This window comes from Thermosynechococcus sp. B1 (genome assembly GCF_030322985.1).
Lineage (GTDB): Bacteria > Cyanobacteriota > Cyanobacteriia > Thermosynechococcales > Thermosynechococcaceae > Thermosynechococcus.
Genome location: NZ_CP096573.1, coordinates 1,540,531 through 1,559,999, shown reverse-complemented (window position 1 = coordinate 1,559,999; position 19,469 = coordinate 1,540,531). Strand labels below are relative to the sequence as shown.

16 protein-coding genes are annotated in these 19,469 nt (G+C 54.8%); 7 read left to right on the top strand and 9 right to left on the bottom strand.

The annotated features are described in order from the left end of the window. Window positions 1–25 precede the first annotated feature (25 nt). Entirely contained in the window at window positions 26–1,153 is a 1,128-nt protein-coding gene (locus M0644_RS07875; RefSeq protein WP_286625230.1) for a hypothetical protein, read from the top strand. Here the strand turns inward: M0644_RS07875 and M0644_RS07870 are convergent. Together M0644_RS07870 and M0644_RS07865 are read right to left on the bottom strand one after the other, a co-directional pair. Then, complete coding sequence (locus M0644_RS07870; protein WP_286625229.1) at window positions 1,057–2,061, bottom strand: RsmB/NOP family class I SAM-dependent RNA methyltransferase; 1,005 nt, start codon at window positions 2,059–2,061, stop codon at window positions 1,057–1,059. The genes M0644_RS07875 and M0644_RS07870 overlap by 97 nt on opposite strands. Beyond that, entirely contained in the window at window positions 2,039–2,779 is a 741-nt protein-coding gene (locus M0644_RS07865; protein ID WP_286625228.1) for a DUF561 domain-containing protein, read from the bottom strand. Before M0644_RS07865 ends, M0644_RS07870 begins: the two co-directional genes overlap by 23 nt. Window positions 2,780–2,888: 109 nt before the next feature. Between M0644_RS07865 and M0644_RS07860 the strand changes: the two genes are divergently transcribed. Then, on the top strand, window positions 2,889–3,833 hold the full coding sequence (locus M0644_RS07860) for a GTP-binding protein (protein ID WP_286625227.1): 945 nt from the start codon (window positions 2,889–2,891) through the stop codon (window positions 3,831–3,833). On the opposite strand, the gene M0644_RS07855 is transcribed toward M0644_RS07860, so the two are convergent. Next, window positions 3,830–5,419, bottom strand: a complete 1,590-nt coding sequence (locus M0644_RS07855; RefSeq protein ID WP_286625226.1) for an iron uptake porin — start codon at window positions 5,417–5,419, stop codon at window positions 3,830–3,832. The genes M0644_RS07860 and M0644_RS07855 overlap by 4 nt on opposite strands. A gap of 136 nt (window positions 5,420–5,555) precedes the next feature. Here M0644_RS07855 and recJ point away from each other — a divergent pair, with 136 nt between their 5' ends. After that, window positions 5,556–7,844: a single-stranded-DNA-specific exonuclease RecJ gene (gene recJ, locus M0644_RS07850; RefSeq protein WP_286625225.1), complete on the top strand. Its 2,289-nt coding sequence runs from the start codon at window positions 5,556–5,558 to the stop codon at window positions 7,842–7,844. 19 nt (window positions 7,845–7,863) lie between these two features. Here recJ and psb30 read toward each other — a convergent pair whose 3' ends face one another. Beyond that, on the bottom strand, window positions 7,864–8,004 hold the full coding sequence (psb30, locus tag M0644_RS07845) for a photosystem II reaction center protein Ycf12/Psb30 (protein ID WP_149819710.1): 141 nt from the start codon (window positions 8,002–8,004) through the stop codon (window positions 7,864–7,866). 153 nt (window positions 8,005–8,157) lie between these two features. Between psb30 and larE the strand changes: the two genes are divergently transcribed. Then, window positions 8,158–8,970: an ATP-dependent sacrificial sulfur transferase LarE gene (larE, locus tag M0644_RS07840; RefSeq protein ID WP_286625224.1), complete on the top strand. Its 813-nt coding sequence runs from the start codon at window positions 8,158–8,160 to the stop codon at window positions 8,968–8,970. On the opposite strand, the gene M0644_RS07835 is transcribed toward larE, so the two are convergent. After that, window positions 8,942–10,483: a helicase C-terminal domain-containing protein gene (locus tag M0644_RS07835; protein WP_286625223.1), complete on the bottom strand. Its 1,542-nt coding sequence runs from the start codon at window positions 10,481–10,483 to the stop codon at window positions 8,942–8,944. The two genes, larE and M0644_RS07835, sit on opposite strands and share 29 nt — an antisense overlap. Continuing rightward, on the bottom strand, window positions 10,456–11,949 hold the full coding sequence (locus M0644_RS07830) for a UDP-N-acetylmuramoyl-L-alanyl-D-glutamate--2,6-diaminopimelate ligase (protein ID WP_286625222.1): 1,494 nt from the start codon (window positions 11,947–11,949) through the stop codon (window positions 10,456–10,458). The genes M0644_RS07835 and M0644_RS07830 overlap by 28 nt, the downstream gene beginning before the upstream one ends. A gap of 347 nt (window positions 11,950–12,296) precedes the next feature. Between M0644_RS07830 and M0644_RS07825 the strand changes: the two genes are divergently transcribed. Continuing rightward, window positions 12,297–12,602: a hypothetical protein gene (locus M0644_RS07825; protein WP_286625221.1), complete on the top strand. Its 306-nt coding sequence runs from the start codon at window positions 12,297–12,299 to the stop codon at window positions 12,600–12,602. Window positions 12,603–12,641: 39 nt separating this feature from the next. Next, window positions 12,642–14,522: a glutamine--fructose-6-phosphate transaminase (isomerizing) gene (gene glmS / locus M0644_RS07820; RefSeq protein WP_286625220.1), complete on the top strand. Its 1,881-nt coding sequence runs from the start codon at window positions 12,642–12,644 to the stop codon at window positions 14,520–14,522. A 123-nt stretch (window positions 14,523–14,645) separates the two neighbouring features. Here the strand turns inward: glmS and M0644_RS07815 are convergent, their stop codons facing one another. Together M0644_RS07815 and M0644_RS07810 are read right to left on the bottom strand one after the other, a co-directional pair. Further along, window positions 14,646–14,972, bottom strand: a complete 327-nt coding sequence (locus tag M0644_RS07815) for a 2Fe-2S iron-sulfur cluster-binding protein (RefSeq protein ID WP_149819700.1) — start codon at window positions 14,970–14,972, stop codon at window positions 14,646–14,648. A 207-nt stretch (window positions 14,973–15,179) separates the two neighbouring features. Then, entirely contained in the window at window positions 15,180–15,920 is a 741-nt protein-coding gene (locus M0644_RS07810) for an FHA domain-containing protein (RefSeq protein ID WP_149819698.1), read from the bottom strand. A 316-nt stretch (window positions 15,921–16,236) separates the two neighbouring features. On the opposite strand from M0644_RS07810, the gene M0644_RS07805 reads away from it, so the two are divergent. Further along, window positions 16,237–16,374: a hypothetical protein gene (locus M0644_RS07805; RefSeq protein WP_024125599.1), complete on the top strand. Its 138-nt coding sequence runs from the start codon at window positions 16,237–16,239 to the stop codon at window positions 16,372–16,374. On the opposite strand, the gene M0644_RS07800 is transcribed toward M0644_RS07805, so the two are convergent. Beyond that, entirely contained in the window at window positions 16,371–19,133 is a 2,763-nt protein-coding gene (locus M0644_RS07800) for an SMC family ATPase (protein ID WP_286625219.1), read from the bottom strand. The two genes, M0644_RS07805 and M0644_RS07800, sit on opposite strands and share 4 nt — an antisense overlap. Window positions 19,134–19,469 lie beyond the last annotated feature (336 nt).

Sequence of the window (19,469 nt, the reverse complement as noted above, 5' to 3'; positions counted from 1 at the left end):
GTCGTCGTTTCTATCTTAATTTCCTATGCGCTTTGAGTATGATTTGCTAATTGTGGCGGCGAGTCCTTTGGCATTGGACATTGCCTATCGGTGTGCGGCCTTGGGGCGGATTGGCCTAGTAATCCCAGCCGCTGATGCGCAGTGGCAATGGCAGTGGCAACGCTGGTGGCTGTCGCAGTTTCCCCCCCAAAGGTTGGACACTCAGCAGTGGCAGCACTTTCAAGCCCACCTCAGCCACGGACAGCGCCGCTATGCCCTTAGGGTCTTGGAATTGGTGGGGGTCGATGTGATCACAGGGGCGGGGGAATTTGTCTGGCAGCCCCGCTGTCATTTTCAGGTGGGGGGCGATCGCCTGTATGCGCAAGGCTATTTCCTCCTTGATGCGCCTGCGGCAATGGATGCTCAGGATATGGACGCCCTCAGCAGGATTGAGCTGGCCTGTTGGCACCACTGGTCTGGCAAAGCCTTGCATCCCGATGCACAAGGTCTGCCGCTTGTGGCCACAGAAGATGCGTGGTTCAACGATCGCCTGCATGCTGCCCTGAGTGGCCTCGGTCTAGGGGTTCCCCTCCTAGGAAGGCGCAAAGCCCCCGATCCAACTCCTTTGAACCTGCACCGCCTGCAGCGAGATGCTCAAGGGTGGTTGCGGATCAATTCCCAAGGGCGCACCAGTCATCCCCAAGTCTATGCCTGTGGCGGTTGGCAGCGGGGGTACCATTTGCCCTCCCTGACCTACTTTGAGGCCTTTGCGATCGCCCGCCAGATTTTGCAGCGGAAACCCATGCCCCTTGATTACTACCGTCAACCGTGGTGGATTGCCCTACCTGTTCCCATTGCCCGCGTCGGTTGGAATGCGCGGCAAGCCCAGCAACGCCTCAGGGAACCCGTTCAACTGTGGGAGATTCAGCAGTTTAGTTCCGAGGGTCAGAGCTTGGGTCAAGTGGTGATCAACCGCCAAGGACAACTGCTGGGAGCTACCTTAATGGGTCAGGACGCGATCGCCGGTAGTCGCATTTTTGGGCAGTGTTTAGGTCAAAATGCCGTTGCTGCCATTACCTATGCCGGTTGGGAATTCGATTGCCAGCGCCAGCGATCGCCCAAGGCGCAACCTTCAGCCAATTGCGGTAAAGGATTGGCTTCCCCAGACCCCTGATGCTGCCAGAGGATCGTAAAGGCGCCTGCCCCTTCTCCTTGGTGGGGCCACAGCCGATAGCAGGGAAAGGCTGCTAGATGGGATTGATAGGCCGCCAGTGCCGCCACAGGTTGAGGAACCCACTGCGGAAACCTTGCCATCAGCCAAGCCGCCACATCCTCATTTTCATCCTGACTAAAGGTGCAGGTGCTATAGAGCAACCATCCCCCCGGACGCACCAAGGCTGTTGCAGTTGCGAGAATGCGTTTTTGCCGCCGTTGGTTGTGGCGAATCGTCAATGGATGGAAACACCCTTCAGCTTTTTGCCCCTTGGCCAGCAGCGATTGCCCAGAGCAGGGAGCATCCACAATCACCACATCAGCAGCGCCTTGGAACTCAGCAGCCAGCACTTCACTATCCCAAGCGGTGACGCCCACTGGATGCACTCGACAGCGTTTGAGATTGCTAATCAGCATCCCCACCCGTTTGCCAATGGTTTCATTACAGATGAGGTAGCGGGGTTGCAGCGATCGCCACGCAAAGAGGCTCTTGCCGCCGGGCGCCGCACACACATCAATCACCAATGACGGCTCTTGGGGCAGCGTCAGCAGCGGAACCGCCGCAAACACCGATGAGCTATCCAAGCAATAATAAGCCCCGGCCTCATGGAGAGGGTGTTGACCGGTACGGCTGCCGGGGGCAAAGCGACTCACCCAAGGGGGCTGCCAAGAAAGTGGCGGCAACGGCTCAAAGGGTAAGGGGGACGCTGACTCGCGACACCACAGCACCGTGGCAGGGTAGGGCGGGGGGGTGGTGAGAGCCTCTAAAAAACGCTCCCGATCGCCGGCAGTCTCAAAGAGACGGTTGGCACAGGCCACAGCCAATCGGGAGAGCATCACCACAGGCTTAGCGGTGGACGGCGATGGCACCTTTGACCGCTTCCGCGAGGGCACGCACACTGGCCACCATAGCCACTTCACTATTGAGTTGGTTGACGGCAGAGCCGACCCCGACACCCGCAGCCCCAGCAGCGATCGCCAAGGGAATCGTCACTGTCGAAAGCCCCGAAGCACACAGCACCGGCACCGCAACGGCGCGGGAAATTTCGTAGGCTGCCGCCAATGTCGGGGCTGCTTTTTCAATGAGACCCAACGTGCCACTGTGGTGGGGTTGGCTACTGGTTCCCCCTTCGGTTTGAATCACGTCGGCACCAGCGGCCACCAAGGCCTCAGCAAGGGCAACCTGTTGATCCAAAGGCAGCGTGTGGGGCACGGTTACTGACAGCATGATTTGGGGCAGCAACTCGCGAGTTTGGCGCGTCAATACCAGCACTTCCTCAGCGCTAAACACCCGCCCCTGGGCATAGAAGCTATCGTAGTTGCCGATTTCCACCAGATCGGCACCAGCGGCAACGGCATTCAGCAGTTGTAATGGCTCCACCGCAGACACACAGATGGGCAGCATCGTTAGTTCCTTGGCAAGGCGCACCAGCTCAGGATCGGCAGCAATATCCACAAAAGTGGCACCCCCTTGATCGGCAGCAGTCACCACCGCCCGCACGCGATCGCGATCAAAATTGTTGAGGCCACTAATAATCTTGAGAACAGAACGCTGCTCAAAGGCAGCGGCTAAACGCGGATGCAGCATAGACTTGAAACTTTCCGTAGTTGTGCATTTTTTTATCCTACAGCCCTTTTCACAACGACTGTAACTGATATTTGATAGGCTCAAAGAGTCTCTAGCTGTTGTCCAGCCTATGACCGTTCCCGTTACAGTGCTCACTGGCTACTTGGGTGCCGGTAAAACCACACTCCTCAATCGCATTCTCACCCACGAACACGGCAAGAAGGTCGCTGTGATTGTCAACGAGTTTGGCGAAGTGGGCATTGATCATCAACTGGTGGTCAATACCGATGAAGAAATTTTCGAGATGAATAATGGCTGCATTTGCTGTACGGTGCGCGGCGACTTGATTCGCATTATTGGCAACCTGATGAAGCGGCGGCACAAGTTTGATCACCTTGTTATTGAAACCACGGGGCTTGCCGATCCCGCACCCGTCATTCAAACCTTCTTCATGGATGAGGACATCCGCAGCCAAACTCACCTAGATGCCGTGATTACCGTGGTGGATGCCAAGCACATTCACTACCACTGGCAAGCGGACGAAGCCCAAGAGCAAATTGCCTTTGCCGATGTGATTTTGCTCAATAAAACGGACTTGGTAAGCGAAGCAGACCTCGCCCAGTTGCGCGATCGCATTCATGCCATGAACCCCTTGGCCAAAGTGTATTGCACCCAGCAGGCCGCCATCCCCATGGAGCACATCCTCGATGTGGGGGGCTTTGACCTTGAGCGGGCCCTCGAACTCGACCCAGACTTTCTTGGCGAAGATCACCATGAACACGATGAATCTGTTGGTTCTGTGGCCATTGTTGCTGAGGGCAAATTGGATGGCGCTAAGCTGCAAACGTGGCTGAGCCAGTTGCTGCAAACCCAAGGCCCCGATATTTTCCGCATGAAGGGGATTTTGCACCTCGCGGAGCAGCCCCAGCCCTTTGTTTTTCAGGGGGTGCATATGCTCTTTGATGGTCGTCCCCTCGATCGCCCCCTTGGCCATCAGCGCAATGAACTCATCTTTATTGGCCGCAACCTTGATGAAAGCCAACTGCGCCAAGCCTTTAGAGCCTGTCTTGTTTAGAAGCTAAACGTAGTGCGGATCAGCCCTTGGAAAATGGGGCTATTGGTGGCGCTATTGTTGGCATTGGTGATTGCCATAAACACAGGCGTGATTGTGATATTATCACTGAGGGGATAGCGGAAAAAGAGTTCATAGTTGGTTTGGGTGGCATCATTGATCCCGGATGCTGATGCCAACGAGTTAATAAAGGGCTGACCCACCGCCGCTGCTAGCAATGATCCTTCCGCCAACAAGTCCCGATAGGCCAAACCCGCCATCCATGTTTGCGCGGTGGTGTTTACTTGGCCACCAGCGGGAAGGACAAAGACCCCCGGATCCACAGTAAAGGGCCCCAAGCCATTAATCGTTGCTCCATCGCCATAGAGTTTCATATCGGAGTAGGCATAGCGGCCAAAGAGGCCAAACTTACCGAGGGTGAGTTCCACATTGACACCGCCGGCATTCTGGGAAATATTCAGGGTTGAGGAGTTGGTATATTGCAGGCGCACCGCAAAGTTGTTCCGTTCATTGGCACCAAAGGCACGGGCAAACTCCAGTTCCACGGTTCCCTGATAGGGATCGCCAAAAAGACCTCCTCCCGTAGGGATACCCGTCGGTGCTCCTGCTGCAGCGGCCACATAAACACCGCGCAGTGTGAAGAATCCGCCTCCCGGATTCCATTCAATACTGACACCCGCCCCACCGGGATCATTGACGGCATAGGGCACAATCAGCGGGTTGTTGATAAAGAAATTGGAACTAAAATCCCTGAAAGAATCGTTGGCGTAGCTATTGGTATCCACAATATCACTGGGATAAAATTGCGGCCCAACGCCGATGGTCAAATCTTTTGTGGGCTTGAAGCTATAGAACAGTCGAGATAATTCCACATTTGCGCCAACACCACTGTAATCGGCAGCGCCACCGGCAATCAAGCCGTTAGTACCAATCCCCGTTGCCCCAAACGTATCTAACCCGTTGTTACCCACTTCGAGGGTCGTGGTCAGTAAATCCGTACCGCGAAAACTGGTATTGAGGTTAATCTCCACCTTGCTAATCACCGTCGGATTGTAGCTGCCCCCAGTGAACGTATTCCCAGAGACGGGGTCAACGACTTGGCGAGTATTGCCACCGGCTTGAAAGGCCATCACGGCATCCACAGAGAGCTTGGTGGTTGTTGAAAATTGCGTGGCCTCCAGAGTAGCAGTACGGGCTTCGAGGTTGTCCACCCGTCCGCGTAGGGTCGCTAGTTCAGCGGCAAATTCCTCAGAGAGCCGTTGCAAAGTGGCTAAATCTTCCTTGGTGGCAAAGCGATCGCTCACAACATCGAGGCAGGCATTCAAGGCAGCAGCCATCTCAAACCGTGTTAGGGCACGGTTGCCCCGAAAGGTGCCATCGGGATAGCCGGCAATACAGCCGTATTTTTCGACAAGGGAAGCAAGGGCTTGATAGGCCCAATCGGTGGGGCGCACATCAGACAGTTGGGAGACAGAGGTCACCTGTCCCATGCTGGCACCAGCGGACATCTGAGGTTCAGCAACAGCGGCTGGACTGAGTAGTGCAAGGTGAATGGCACCCACCATGACCGTTGTTAGGGATTTTTCCATCACTGACCTCCTTACCTCACACCAAGACACTGCCCCGGGAATTCACCAAGGCTAAATGAGAATGATAACGATTATTATTCTATTTTCTCGGCCTGTCAACCGAAGCCACGCTCAAGTTAGCATTGGGGTTATCGCTTTGCCTATCTCCCCCCGCCGCATCATGGGTGCCCTTCCCCAGCAACGTTGGCTCTTGCCACCAATTGATCCCGAGTCTTGTGACGCCTTGAGGCAGGCCTTGGGTTGTCCCGCATCACTGGCGGAAATTTATCTGCGGCGGGGTCTCACGACTCCCACAGCCGTCCGGGCGTTTCTTGAACCCGAAACCCTAGAGCTACCGCCTCCCAATACCGTCTTTCCTGACCTTGATTTAGCGGTGGAATTGTTGCAACGGGCGATCGCCCGCGGTGACAAAATGACCATTTGTGGCGATTACGATGCCGATGGCATGACCAGCACTGCCCTTCTATTGCGTGCGCTGCGCCATCTAGGCGCCGACATTGACTATGAAATTCCCTCGCGGATGCAGGAAGGCTACGGCATCAATGAGCGGATTGTTCAAGACTGCTACGAGCGCGGTGTGAAACTGATTCTCACGGTGGACAACGGCATTGCTGCCCACCAGCCCATTCTCAAGGCACGGGAACTGGGACTGACGGTGATCGTGACGGATCACCACGATGTACCGGAGCAACTGCCCCCTGCCCATGCCATTCTCAATCCAAAACTGGTGCCGCCAGCATCCCCCTACCATACCCTCGCTGGGGTGGGAATGGCCTATACCCTTGCTCTGTCCCTAGCACAGCGACTGGGCAACTGGCGCGAACTGGTGCGACCCTTGCGAGAACTGTGTACCTTGGGCACGATTGCGGATCTGGCGCCCTTGACGGGAGTGAATCGCCGCTGGGTCAAGCAGGGGTTGCAAACAATTCCCACCTCTTCTCTTGTGGGGGTGCAAGCGCTGATGCGGGTGGCGGGTTGTTTGCCTGCTCAGGATGCTGCTCTCAAGCCGACGGTGGTGGGGTTTCGCTTGGGGCCGCGCATCAATGCCATTGGCCGCATTGGCGATCCCCAAGTGGTAATTGACCTGCTGACCACAGAAGATCCGCAGCGTGCTCTGGAATTGGCCACCCTCTGCGAGGCAACGAACCACCGCCGTCAGGAACTCTGTGCTGAAATTGAGAGACAGGCGATCGCCCACCTTGAAGAGACGGGCTTTGATCCCCAACAGGAGTGGGTCTTAGTGATCGTCCAGCCCGACTGGCACCATGGGGTCATTGGCATTGTTGCCTCGCGGCTTGTGGAGCGCTACGGCGTACCGGTGTTTATTGGCACCTATGAAGATGAGACAACCATTCGCGGCTCAATTCGCAGTATTCCCGAATTCCATGTCTTTGAAGCCCTTGAAGCGACCAAGGATCTGCTCTTGAAATATGGCGGTCATAGGGCAGCCGGGGGGTTTAGCCTACGGGCAGAGCATTTAGCGACTTGGCGCGATCGCCTGCGAGCCTTTGCCCAAACCTGTCTCAAACCAGAGGATCTGCGTCCCCTTGTTACCCTTGATGCCGAAGTCTCCTTTGAGCAGCTGACGTGGGACTTTTACGCCCAAGTGGAGCAACTGCAACCCTTTGGCAGTGAGAATCCGCAGCCAATTTTCTGTAGTCGCGGGGTCAAGATTCTCGAACAAGCACCCATGGGTCAGCAGGGGGAACATCTGAAACTCACCCTAGAGCAGAATGGGCAGCAGATAACCGCTAAGGCTTGGCGCTGGGGACAATTTTTTCCGTTGCCCACCACGGTCGATATTGCCTATTACCTCACGACCCACACTTGGAATGGCGAAACCCAGTTGGAACTCGAACTCAAGGGGGTCAAACCCTCACTGGCGTGGCACGTCCCTGATCCGCCCAGTCACCCGCTTCCCCATTGGCAACCCCTACCGCCTTTGACAACCCTCCTGCCGCAGTTGCGGGACAATGTCTTGCTCTATGGCTATGGCCGCCCTGAGGTCCCCCCAAACTTAACCACGGCAATCATTCACTACGATCGCCCCCGCGATCGCTGTCGCACCCTCATTCTCTGGTCACTGCCGCCCTCTGCTACCCATTTGCGTTGGCTCTTGGCCATTGCCCAACCAGAAATGGTCTATGTAGGGTGCCAACGACCGGCGATCGCTCCGCTGACAACCCTCATCCTTTCAATTCAAAATGACCTTAAAGAACAGACTACGGTGAATCTTTTAGCCTTGAGTCAAACCTATTGGATTGCCCCCTGTACGCTTGTAGCGATCCTGCGCCATTTGGGCTATGGCTGCGAAGGATTTGCCCCCACCCTGAGCATTACCGCCGAACTGACACGATTGCAACGCTGGTATCAGCTGCAAGCTAAGGATTTGGCACGGCTAGCGCAAAGGTGGGAGACTTCCTAATTCTTGGCAAAACAATGGCCTACAAATTGCCGCGCCGCACAGCCAGTAGGAAGATAATTGCCGGCCCTGCAATGCCAATCATGGCAATCATGGTCAGTTGGGCAATCACCTCAAAGTTGATATTGCTAAGAAATTCAATAATGCCATTGAAAATTCCCATAGGTTCTCCCGAGCAATCAGCGGTTATCAGTTCGTGATTTTATTGTAGAGCAGGGGGGAGCACTCGCAGCATTTGGTTAATGAGGGCTTGAGCGTTCTTCTCTTATCCCTAAGCTAAACTGTAGGAGCAGAATTCTCGGAATATCGGTCGGTGATGGGCGTGGACAAACTAGCGGCCTTACGGGATCTCATTGGCGAACTCGATCGAGCCTTGATTGCCTACTCTGGTGGTATTGATAGTACGCTCGTGGCCAAGGTGGCTCAGGATGTCTTGGGCGATCGCGCAGTGGCGGTCACGGCGGTGTCCCCCTCATTATTTCCAGCGGATCTAGAGGATGCGCGTATTCAGGCAGCGACCATTGGCATTCGCCATGAGCTGATTGAAACCCATGAACTGGAGAACCCCAACTACGCCACTAACCCCGTCAATCGCTGCTACTTTTGCAAAAGTGAACTCCACGATCGCCTGCGGGAACTGGCTCAGGCGTGGGGCTATGACTATATTCTTGATGGCGTGAATGCCGATGATCTCCAAGACTATCGCCCCGGCATTGCTGCGGCCAAAGAGCGGGGGGTGCGATCGCCCCTTGCCGAGGTGGGGATTAGTAAACTCGAGGTGCGCGAAATTGCCAAATCCTTGGGTCTGCCGTGGTGGAATAAACCTGCTCAACCCTGCCTCAGTTCGCGTTTTCCCTACGGTGAGGAAATTACCCTTGCCAAGCTGCAACGGGTGGGCAATGCCGAATACTACCTGCGCAAGCAGGGCTGGGAACTGTGCCGCGTCCGCAGCCATGGCGATACGGCGCGCATTGAGGTGCCCCAAGAGCAGATTGCCCACTTTGTGACGATGACGGATCTGGAGAAGCTGGTGAACCACTTTCAGTCCCTTGGCTTTACCTATGTCACGTTGGATCTAGAGGGCTTTCGCAGTGGCAAACTCAACGCGGTGATTGGGCGCGATCGCTAACGCGGTTGTAGGGACTGAGACTCTGGAGAATTTCCCGGCCATAGCTGCGCTCCGTGAGCCGCCGATCCAAAATCGCCACCAGCGTTTCATCCTGACGCACAGGGGCAAGGGCACGATCCAGCACCGTCAAGCACTCTGGCAAGAGATACTGGCGAAACCAATCCTGTTTTTGCTGCTTGTGCCATTCAATGCGGGCACTTACCACCGCTTTTTCTGGCGAGGGCAAGGGCAACGTCGTTAAGACGAATAGCGCTGGGCAGGGCAACTGCGCCCCATGACGCAGCCAAAAGGTCTCCCCCGTCACTAAAATCGTGTTCGTGTCAAGGTTGGGGATCTCCACCTGTACCCGTGAACCGTAGAGGGCAGCCAATTGGGTGGCCAACTGTTCCCGTAGGGGCACATCGCTGACAAGGATCACCGCCCGCCGATGGCCAATCGTGCCAATGAGATCGTAGAGACGCCGCAGGACGGCTGGGGCAAATTCTGGGGTGTTAGGGAGAGGTAAGTCTTCAGCAATTGAGAGCGTAATCGCTTCACTGTGGCGATCGCCAGCAAATTTAATCGTGGTTTGGGGAGGAATGCCCAATTCCTGTTGCACATAGGCCAAGGGCGGGTCAGTCTCCGGACCGCTACCGATCAGAACAAAGGGAGCTTGTGACCAAATGCCTTGAAAATAGGGACGCAAATTCAGGGGGTGCCCTTGAAGCGTAAAGTAGCCCACCGTCGGGTGGCGGCGTCCCCAAATTGCCGTGTCACTGCGGTTGAGGTATTCACGCAGTTGTGACCATTGGGGAGGCAACCCCTGCGGCCATTGATTGAGTAGCTCAAGGAGCGGTTGTTGTTCCGTTGGCGTCAGCAGGTAATCGCCATAGGGGTTGTGGGGCCGTTGCAAGAGATGCTGCACCAACTGGGCATAGACTTGGCGAATGGCATCAACTGCACCGGGAAGAGCCAGTTTCAAATGCTCCCAATCGCTGGTGGTAATGGTGCAGGTCATCTGCTGCTGGGCAATTTGGGGCAAGGCTTCAATGCCATCAATGATCGTGACAACGTTGGGATGGACGGTGGTGTGGCGACACCAGTCCTCGAGGCTCATTACAAGCACCCCCTCAAAGGCTGGCTGCGGGTACTGGCTATGCTGAATCGGTTTCGCAACCGCAAGGAAGGTGAGGAGTTCAGGAATTTTTTGGTGCAGTAGTCGTGTCAGTCGCTCTTGGGGGACGACAAGCAGGGCAGGTTCAGGATACAACAGCAGCGGCAGCAGATAACTCAGGCCATAGCGATGGTGCAACACTGCCCGCTGAGTGACTTGAAGTAAACACCCCCGCTGCAGCCGTAGGGCACGGGCAACCAGCCGCGCCAAGGTGAGATGGTGAGGCCACCGGCGATCGCCACTGCTGCGTAAAAATGCCCGTAATTGGCGGTGAACCTCTGCCTCAATCACAATCTGCTCGCTGTGGAACAACAATCCCCTATTGTGGCACGTTAGCCCTGATCCGGTCGTTGTTTGCATCGCTGTTCGAGGGCAGTGCGGGCTTCCTCGCGATCGTCGAAGTGAACTTTTTCAGTCCCCAGAATTTGGTAGTCCTCATGGCCTTTGCCGGCAATGATCACGCCATCACCCGGCGCTGCGCTCAGAATGGCTTGCAGAATCGCTTGACGGCGATCGGCCTCAACAATCAGCGGCGTTTGTGGTGGGATACCGGCTAGGATGTCATCAAGAATGCGGCGGGGATCCTCGGTGCGGGGATTGTCGGAGGTCACCACCACTTGATCCGCAAGGCGAGCGGCAATGGTTCCCATCTGGGGACGCTTGGTACGATCGCGATCGCCCCCACAGCCAAAGACACAGATCAGCTTACCGGGAATAAAGGGACGGGCAGCTTTTAACAAGTTCTCAAGGCTATCGGGGGTATGGGCATAATCCACAAGAACCGTAATCTCTTGGTCTGGGCTAATGCGCACCTGCTCCATCCGCCCCGGTACCCCCGCAAAGTCACGAATGGCCTTCAGCATCGATTCTAGGGGGAGTCCCACCGCTGCCCCCATGGCGATCGCGGCCAGCACATTGGCCACATTAAACTGTCCCACCAAAGGCGAGTCTAGGGTGCCGCTACCGATAGGGGTATGAACCGTGCCCGTCACGCCATTGACACGATAGGTGAGATGCTCAGCCCGAAAATCAGCATTCTCGCCGAGGCCATAGGTCCAGTAGCGATCGCGCGGCAACTGTTGAGCCAGTCGCTGGCCAAAGGGATCATCGCCATTGAGAATTGCTCGACCCTTAAGATAGTCAGCAGTAAAGAGCTTGGCCTTAGCGGCAAAATAATCCTCCAGATCGCGGTGATAGTCCAGATGATCTTGGGTCAAATTCGTGAAAGCTGCCACCTCAAACTGGCAACCCCACACCCGATCCTGCGCCAAGGCATGGGAACTCACCTCCATGACCGCAAACCGACAGCCCGCTGCGACTGCTGCCGCTAATTGTTCCTGAAGGGTCACCGCAAAGGGCGTGGTATGACTGGCAATCTCACAGTGTCCCGGCCAACGACTATAGAGCGTGCCTAGGAGTGCCGTTGGGTAGCCCACACTGTTGAGGAGATGTTCCACCAAGTGGGTGGTGGTTGTTTTGCCGTTGGTACCCGTAACCCCTAGCAGGCTGAGATGCTGAGTGGGGTAATGATAAAAAGCAGCCGCGAGCCGACCACAGGCACGCTCAATATCGGGCACCACAATCACACAGGCATCTCCCTCACGGGGTTTGGCTTGCGGAGACACCACTGCCGCGATCGCCCCTGCCGCCAAGGCACTCGGCCAAAAATTGCCCCCGTCCACCCGCGTGCCGGGCATACCAATAAACAAAGAGCCACGCTGACACTCCCAAGAATTCGTACTCAGGGACTTCACCTCTTGATCGAGGGCAGGATGCTCAAAACTCGGCGTAATCGCTGCCGCTGTCAGGAGTTCCCGTAGGTTCATGGCTGTGCATCTCCAGTGATAGGCCGTTTAGGGTATTGTGGCACTACGGCACTCGCCGGTGAAAGATACGGAATTGAACGACCCCACTGTATGGATGAGGAATTCTGCGAGAGGAGATAAAGCCTAGGCACGTACCAGTTTGTGAAGTGTCTTGAGTTGCACTAAAAGCGCATGGACCCTAGCGGATTGGCGTAATTGCTCAACACAGCAGGTGACGGGAGTTATAGGCTGTCTCTCTGGCATCCTGTGACAATTTTTGTCCAAAGCTTGCCTTTTGTTAAAATTCCGATAATCTAGTTCATAAAAATCCAAATAACAAGATGTCATCAAGGTGTGGGTGTTGGGTGATGAGTGAGTGGCACAAAGTAGAGTGGAACATGGATGATCAAGAATGGCAAGCGATCGCCAATTCTCGCCGCCAGATTGAAACCTCTTGGCACAGGACAGTTTACCGCGTTCAGGTTCCCTCCAGAACCGCCTCGAAACCCTTAGACGCGATCACCATGCCAGCAGTTTCCCATCCGCGTTCGATTCAACCCATTGGCATTCAACCGTGGCAAGCCGAATTCACCAAAGAACGCTTTGCCTCCCGTTCGCGAATCCCCCTCAAACGGTCACAAGTGGAACTGCCGCAATTTGCTAGCCGTCGTTAGAGCACTCCTGTTTCTCTCAGCTTACGAGGTCTATAAATTATGTGTGGCATTGTTGGTTATATTGGCCCACAGCGAGCAGCCCAAGTCCTGCTTCAGGGGCTGCAAAAGCTGGAATATCGAGGCTATGATTCCGCTGGCATTGCCACACTCAATGAAGGCGAACTCCTCTGTGTGCGCGCCAAGGGCAAACTCCACAACTTGGCTGCAAAAGTTGAACAGCTTGACATTCTTGCCCATGTTGGCATTGGCCACACCCGTTGGGCGACCCACGGTAAACCAGAGGAACACAATGCCCACCCTCATCGCGACAGTCGCGATCGCCTAGCCGTGGTGCAAAATGGCATCATTGAAAACTACCGTGAACTGCGGGAGCAACTCCAAGCGCGGGGGCACATTTTCCGCTCCGAGACCGATACAGAAGTCATTCCCCACCTGATTGCCGAAGCGTTGCCTGAGACCCCCACCGCCAATGGCCTCCTAGCAGCAGTACGCCAAGCGGTTCATCAACTGGAAGGGGCGTTTGCGATCGCCGTTATTTGTGCGGATTATCCCGATGAATTGATCGTGGCCCGGCAGCAAGCCCCTCTTGTCATTGGCTTTGGCCAAGGGGAATTCTTCTGCGCCTCCGATACCCCAGCGATCATTCCCTATACCCGTGCTGTATTGCCGCTGGAAAATGGCGAACTGGCTCGGTTGACGCCCACAGGGGTTGAAGTCTATGACTTTGCGGGACATCGCCTACGCAAAACCCCTCGCACCCTCAACTGGAACCCCGTCATGGTGGAAAAGCAGGGCTTTAAGCACTACATGCTTAAGGAAATCTATGAGCAGCCGGGGGTGGTGCGCACCTGTTTAGAGGACTATTTGCGAGCCGATTGGGATGAGAACAGTTCCTGTAGCCCGGTGCAGTTGCACCTAGACCCCAGCCTCCTCGAAAATCTGCAGCACATTCAAATTGTTGCCTGTGGCACCAGTTGGCACGCTGGCCTTGTGGGCAAATATCTTCTTGAGCAAATCGCCCAGATTCCCACCAGTGTGCAATATGCCTCAGAGTTTCGCTACGCGCCGCCGCCCCTACTACCCCATACCCTCACCATTGGTGTCACCCAGTCTGGGGAAACAGCCGACACCCTTGCCGCCCTAGAGATGGAGCTAAAACGCCGCCAAGGACTCGAGGGTGCTCTCCAACCTCGTTTGCTGGGGATTACCAATCGCCCGGAAAGCAGTCTAGGGCATCTGGTGCCCCACATTATTGATACCCGTGCCGGCATTGAAATTGGTGTAGCCGCCACAAAAACATTCGTTGCCCAGTTGATGGCCTTCTATCTGCTGACCTTGGAGTTGGCATGGCAGCGGCAGTCTTGCGATCGCTCCCGCTTGGCGGAACTCGTCACTGGCTTGCGCCAATTGCCTGCCCAGATGGAGCAAATCTTAGAGAGCCAAGAACGCTATATTGAAGGTCTCTCCCATGACTTTTCCGAGACCCAAGACTTTATCTTTTTGGGACGGGGCATCAACTTTCCCATTGCCCTCGAAGGTGCCCTCAAACTCAAGGAAATTAGCTATATCCATGCCGAGGGGTATCCTGCGGGTGAGATGAAACATGGCCCGATCGCCCTGCTCGATGCCAAAGTACCGGTGGTCACGATCGCCATGCCTGGCAGTGTCTTTGAGAAAGTCCTCTCCAATGCCCAAGAAGCCCGTGCCCGCGATGCCCGCCTCATTGGTGTTACCCCCCTTGACGAAGCCGAAGCCCAGCACACCTTCGATAACCTTTTACCTGTACCCGAGGTCGATGAGCTTCTCTCCCCCATCCTGACGGTGATCCCCCTGCAACTGTTGGCGTATCACATTGCTGCCCGCCGTGGCTTAGATGTCGATCAACCCCGCAACCTCGCCAAGTCAGTAACTGTTGAATAACCTTAGTATTGCACCGACGGCAATGTCAATAACTAATAAAAGACCACCTAGCAAAACTTGTGGTCTTGCCCCTACGGGGTACTTAATTTTTGAGCGATAATAATGACGAAATTAACTAAAAGATTAAGTCAAGTTCAGTAAGTTATCTTCTTCGTGGGTTGAGATCACACAATCGGACGTGGGATAGGCTGCACACAGGAGCACAAATCCAGCATCCAACTCCTTAGGCTTCAAAAAGGAGTGATCCGACTGATCCACCGTGCCTTTGATGATCCGACCAGCACAGTTGACGCAGGCACCGGCGCGGCAGGAGTAGGGCAAAGCAATACCTTGGGCTTCGGCAGCATCAAGAATGTACTCGTCGGCATGAACACGAATGGTTTTATTCAAGCCTTTTGCTTCATTGACCAGTGTGACATTATAAACTTTGCTATGATCCCGCTTTGTCATTCAAGCTCTCCTAAAACTTGCTTTTGAAATGCCTGTCTGTTTGTCCGCTTAACCCATGGCTTTAGAGCGATCGCAACCCCACAGGCAGTTGTAGAACGCATTCTATATTGCTTTCATTTTAGCAAAGAGACTCAGGGGAACGACTGTTATACGGAATTGTTTATACTTTGAAACTATTTATCAAAGCAATGCAGGATCTGGGTTGAGCTAGTGGCGGGTTTGAGTGGCAGGTGGTGTACCCTGCGGTTGACTGGGGGAGAAGCCCGATCGCCAGACGGCTCCTGCGATAATGGCAACAACCACCAGGGCGATCGCCCCTAGACCCACGAGGCTGGTTTTTGAGCCTTGGCTCTCTTTTTCATGGACGGTTTCTTTGTTGTTCCCCTGCGGCTCCCTGTCGCTCTCACTGGCCAAGGTCTCTTTTGCGGGTTCGGCTTCAGGATGTAACTGCGTGGCTGCCGCTGCCACCAATTCACGGCTCGGGGTTCGCCGCAGTTCGCCACTTAGCTCCATACCCACAAGGGTTTCCTTGGCACCCCGCAGATCGGATTTAATGCTTTGGAAGGCAATGGATTGCAGATATTGGCTGAACTCGGTATCCGCCATCGAGAGCATGAGATAGGAAGCCTTGGCTTTACGACCAAAGAGAATCACATCGCCGTGCTGCAATTCATGGCTACTGATGCGCTTGCCATTGACAAAGGTGCCGTTGGTACTGGGCTTACCATTGGCATTGCCATCCACCAAACGATAGCGATAGCTGGTGGTACCGGGGACAGGTACCCGCAGGAGAATAGCGTGCTGGCGGGAAACGGTTTCAAAGTCAATAACAATGGCATTACTCTCATCGCGCCCAAGGGAGTAGGCCGCTGCCTCAAGGGCGATCGCCCGCCGGCCACCCACGGTATTCAAAATTAAGACGTGACGTTCCTGTTGCAGGCTATTCATTATCTCTATCCCCCGTGTTTCAACAGCCCTCAAGAACTCATCCCCTCTGCAAATCTGAACACTCCCCGCCTTCAGCTTGAGTTAGGGCAGGAGCAACGTTACAAAACGTGACACTTCAACAAGTGGTCTAGGCTGTGTGCTTACTTCTACCTTTGCCTGTTTCATCTAGGGCTGCTGTGATATTGATCACATTGAAGAGGGTTTTTAGGGAGCGCCACAAATCGTAACAAGTCGTTATCCTCAACCCCACTGCCAGAAGAACAGCCTAAAATTAATTTGGTTACTGTGGATTCAATGGTGCTTGGAGTTTATTCCTATGGCCACGGATTTTAATCGCGGCATTATGAAGTTTGATGGTGCCGACAGCCCAGCGATGATCGCGATTTCTGCCGTTTTGATTCTTGGCTTTATTGCGGCACTCATTTGGTGGGCACTCCACACGGCCTACGCCTAAGGGAGCGATCGCTCCAGATGGATCGTGTGCTCGGTGAGGGCTTCAAAGGTTGCATCGTGGCTAATCACAAAAAGTTGATGAAAACTTCTGAGATTGCTCAGGCTCTCGGCCAGTTGTTGGCGGCGCACCTGATCCATATTGGTGGTCGGCTCATCAAAGAAGGCAATGTCGGTGTTGACCAGTACCCGCAACAAGGCTAAGCGCACCGCAAGGGCAGCACACATTTGCTCACCGCCGGAGAGGCTTTTGAAGGGTCGCCAGTAGCCGCCTTCATTCACCTGAATCTCATAGTCCGATGTCCACTGGAGCGCCACATCGGGACGGTTGAGAAGTTCGCGCAGCAGGCGATCGGCTTCGCTGGAAACGGTGTGCAGATAGGCTTCACTGACGCGGGGGCCACTCTTTTTGAAAATCTCGCGGGCCGTCTCAATCAGAGAGTGGTGTTTTTGTGCCGCTACGAGCTTTTGCAGTGTCTTTTCCTGTTCGGTGGCGACTTCATCAAGATGCTTGAGGGTGACAAGGCAGGTTTGGTACTGCTTTTCTTTTTCAGGAATCGCACCAAGGAGCCGTTGATACTCGCGGTGTAGGTTTTCGTAGCGATCGCGCACGGCTTCCAGAGCGGCCAAATCCACCCGCTGCTCTTGGGCGTTGTACTCTGCTTGGACTTTGGCAAGGGCAGCTTGCAATTCATGGGCGGATTGGGTGGCTGTTCGCAGGGCAGCTTCATAGCTCTCTACTTGGGCGGCCTGCTGCTGGTGTTGGAGATAGGTATCATAGCTGGGACGCAAGCTAGCTAGTTCATCCCTAAGCTGTTGCCGCTGTTCCTCAAGGGTGGCGTAATGTTGGCGTTCCTCATAGAGGGGGGTGAGGCGAGCTTGTAGGCTGGCTTGTTCGCTGCCCAAACGTGCGTAGTCGGCTTCCAGTTGGGGGGCTGCTGCCTGCTGCTCCAGTAACAGTTGCCGCTGGGCATGGGGTTGACCAAGGTTAGCTCGTTCTTGGCGTAATTTTTGCAGGCGGCGTTCGAGATCAGGGAGTTGTTGACTCAGGGGTTCTAGGGCTTGCTGGCGATCGCCCAACTGCTTAAGCTCTGCTGCCAAACGGCTGCGTTCCTCCTCAAGGGCTTGGGCTTGCAAGAGAGATCGTTCTGCGGCGGCAGCACGGGCAATGTCAGTTTCTAACTGTTTTAACGTTTGGTTGAGGGCAGGAATAGCGGCAGGATCCGTGAGGGTTTGTCGCAGTGCCGTGAGTTGATCCAAAAGCCAACGGTAGTTCTCCTGCAGCTGTTGGAGTGCCGTTAGCCCCTGTTCAATGGCAGGGCGAACTAGAGCAAATTGCTGAGCAGCAGTGAGTTCGGCGATCGCTGCCGCTACAAGGGGATCCGTTTCCGTGGCTTGGGTTTGCGCTCTCTTGAGAATGGGATCGAGGGTAGCAGCAAAGGCATGGGCGGCGGTGGCGTGGCTGAGTTGGGCTTGGAGTCGCTCCCATTCTGCTTGTTTAGCGCTCAAGGTGGCGGCTATGGGACGCTGTTGCTCTAGGGCTTGCACCTGTTGCGCAATTTCCTCAAGGCGGGCTTGCAACGTTGCCGCTTGTTGCTTGAGGTGGCGCAGTTCTTGATCCGCCTGCTGGGCTTGTTGGTAGCGCGCCTCAAGGGGGGCAATTTCGGCATCGAGGGCGTCGGCAGCAGCAATTTGGGGTTCAAGGGCCGCGAGTTGGCTGGCAATGGTGGCGATCGCTTGACGTTGGCTTTCAATACTGGCCAATTGGGTAGCCAGCTTGTGTTGCTGTTGCTCTAGCTTGCGGATGTTCTGCTCAAGGGCAGCTCGTCCCCGCAGTTGCTGCTCGAGTTCTTGGTAGCGGCTCTCCTGCTGCCGATAGCGATCATAGTCGGATTGCAGTTGCTGGCACTGGGCTTGGCTATTGCGAGCTGCGGCCAACTGGCGCTGGCGATCGCGACACAGTTCCTCCTGCTGATGGAGTTGGGCTTCGAGGCGCTGACAGGTTTGCGCAAGACGGTTCAGGGTTTCAACGGCAGCTTCATATTGCTGTTTTTCAGTGGCTAAGGCCTGACATTGTTGGTGTAATTCCTCGCACTGCTGGCGATCGCGCTCTAGCTCCGCTGCCAAGGCGGTTGCCTGTTGTTCATATTGCGATCGCGTGGCCAGTTCTTGTTTTTGCACCGCCAACTGCCGCTCTAGGGACACCACCTGCTCTTGGGAAAAATTCACGAGGGGAAGGGCATTGTCAAAGGCTTGGCGATAGTCACTGACTTGCAAAATCGGTTCAAAAACTTGCCGCCGCTGGGCGGGTGGCTTGAGAAAATCCGCCGTGATCATCCCTTGGGGAATGCCAATGATCTGCTCAAAGAGATCCTTGAGGGGAAAGGCACTGCGGATACCAAGGTGCTCCCGCAACCATGCTTGGACATCTTCACGCAGTGATAGCCCCAGTTCTCCCACTTGGGGGTCAAAAATCGCGTACCCCATTTGCGTATTGCGCCGTACCACATAGGAGCGACCATCCACCGCTGAGATAAACTGCACCGTGGCTTCGGCACGTTTAGCGCCCTTGCGAATAATGACCTTATTAAAGCCACTGCCATACCCCGACGTAGCATCAAAGAGCACCCAAGCAATGGCTTCAAAAAGACTGGTTTTGCCCGCACCATTCTCGCCACAGATGACATTCACACCGGGCAGAAACTCAAACGTACGATCGCGGTGGGTCTTAAAGTTTTTTAGGGTTAGTCGCTGAATTTCCACTGTCCGTCTCCAAAGGCTGGGGCAGTTGATAGAACGTTGATCAACCCATATCAAACAACAAGTGAGAGAGTTAAAGCTAGCTACCCTCGCTCAGCCAAGTGTGAAGTTCTTTAGGAATATTACTTGTCGGCAGGTGTTCTGCATTGATAAAACAATCCATACTTTTACAAAAGTTTACTTGGTCTTAAGTCTTTTTGAAAAAGTTGCCATTGGCGAGTGACTTTCCCTAGGCTGGATCTATAGTAATATCCTTGTTTTTCGGCAAGCTTGGTCTCCGCACTCGATGCTCCTAGCTCTAGGCACCCTACGCTTGGAGAAATGCCTAATTTATCTTAT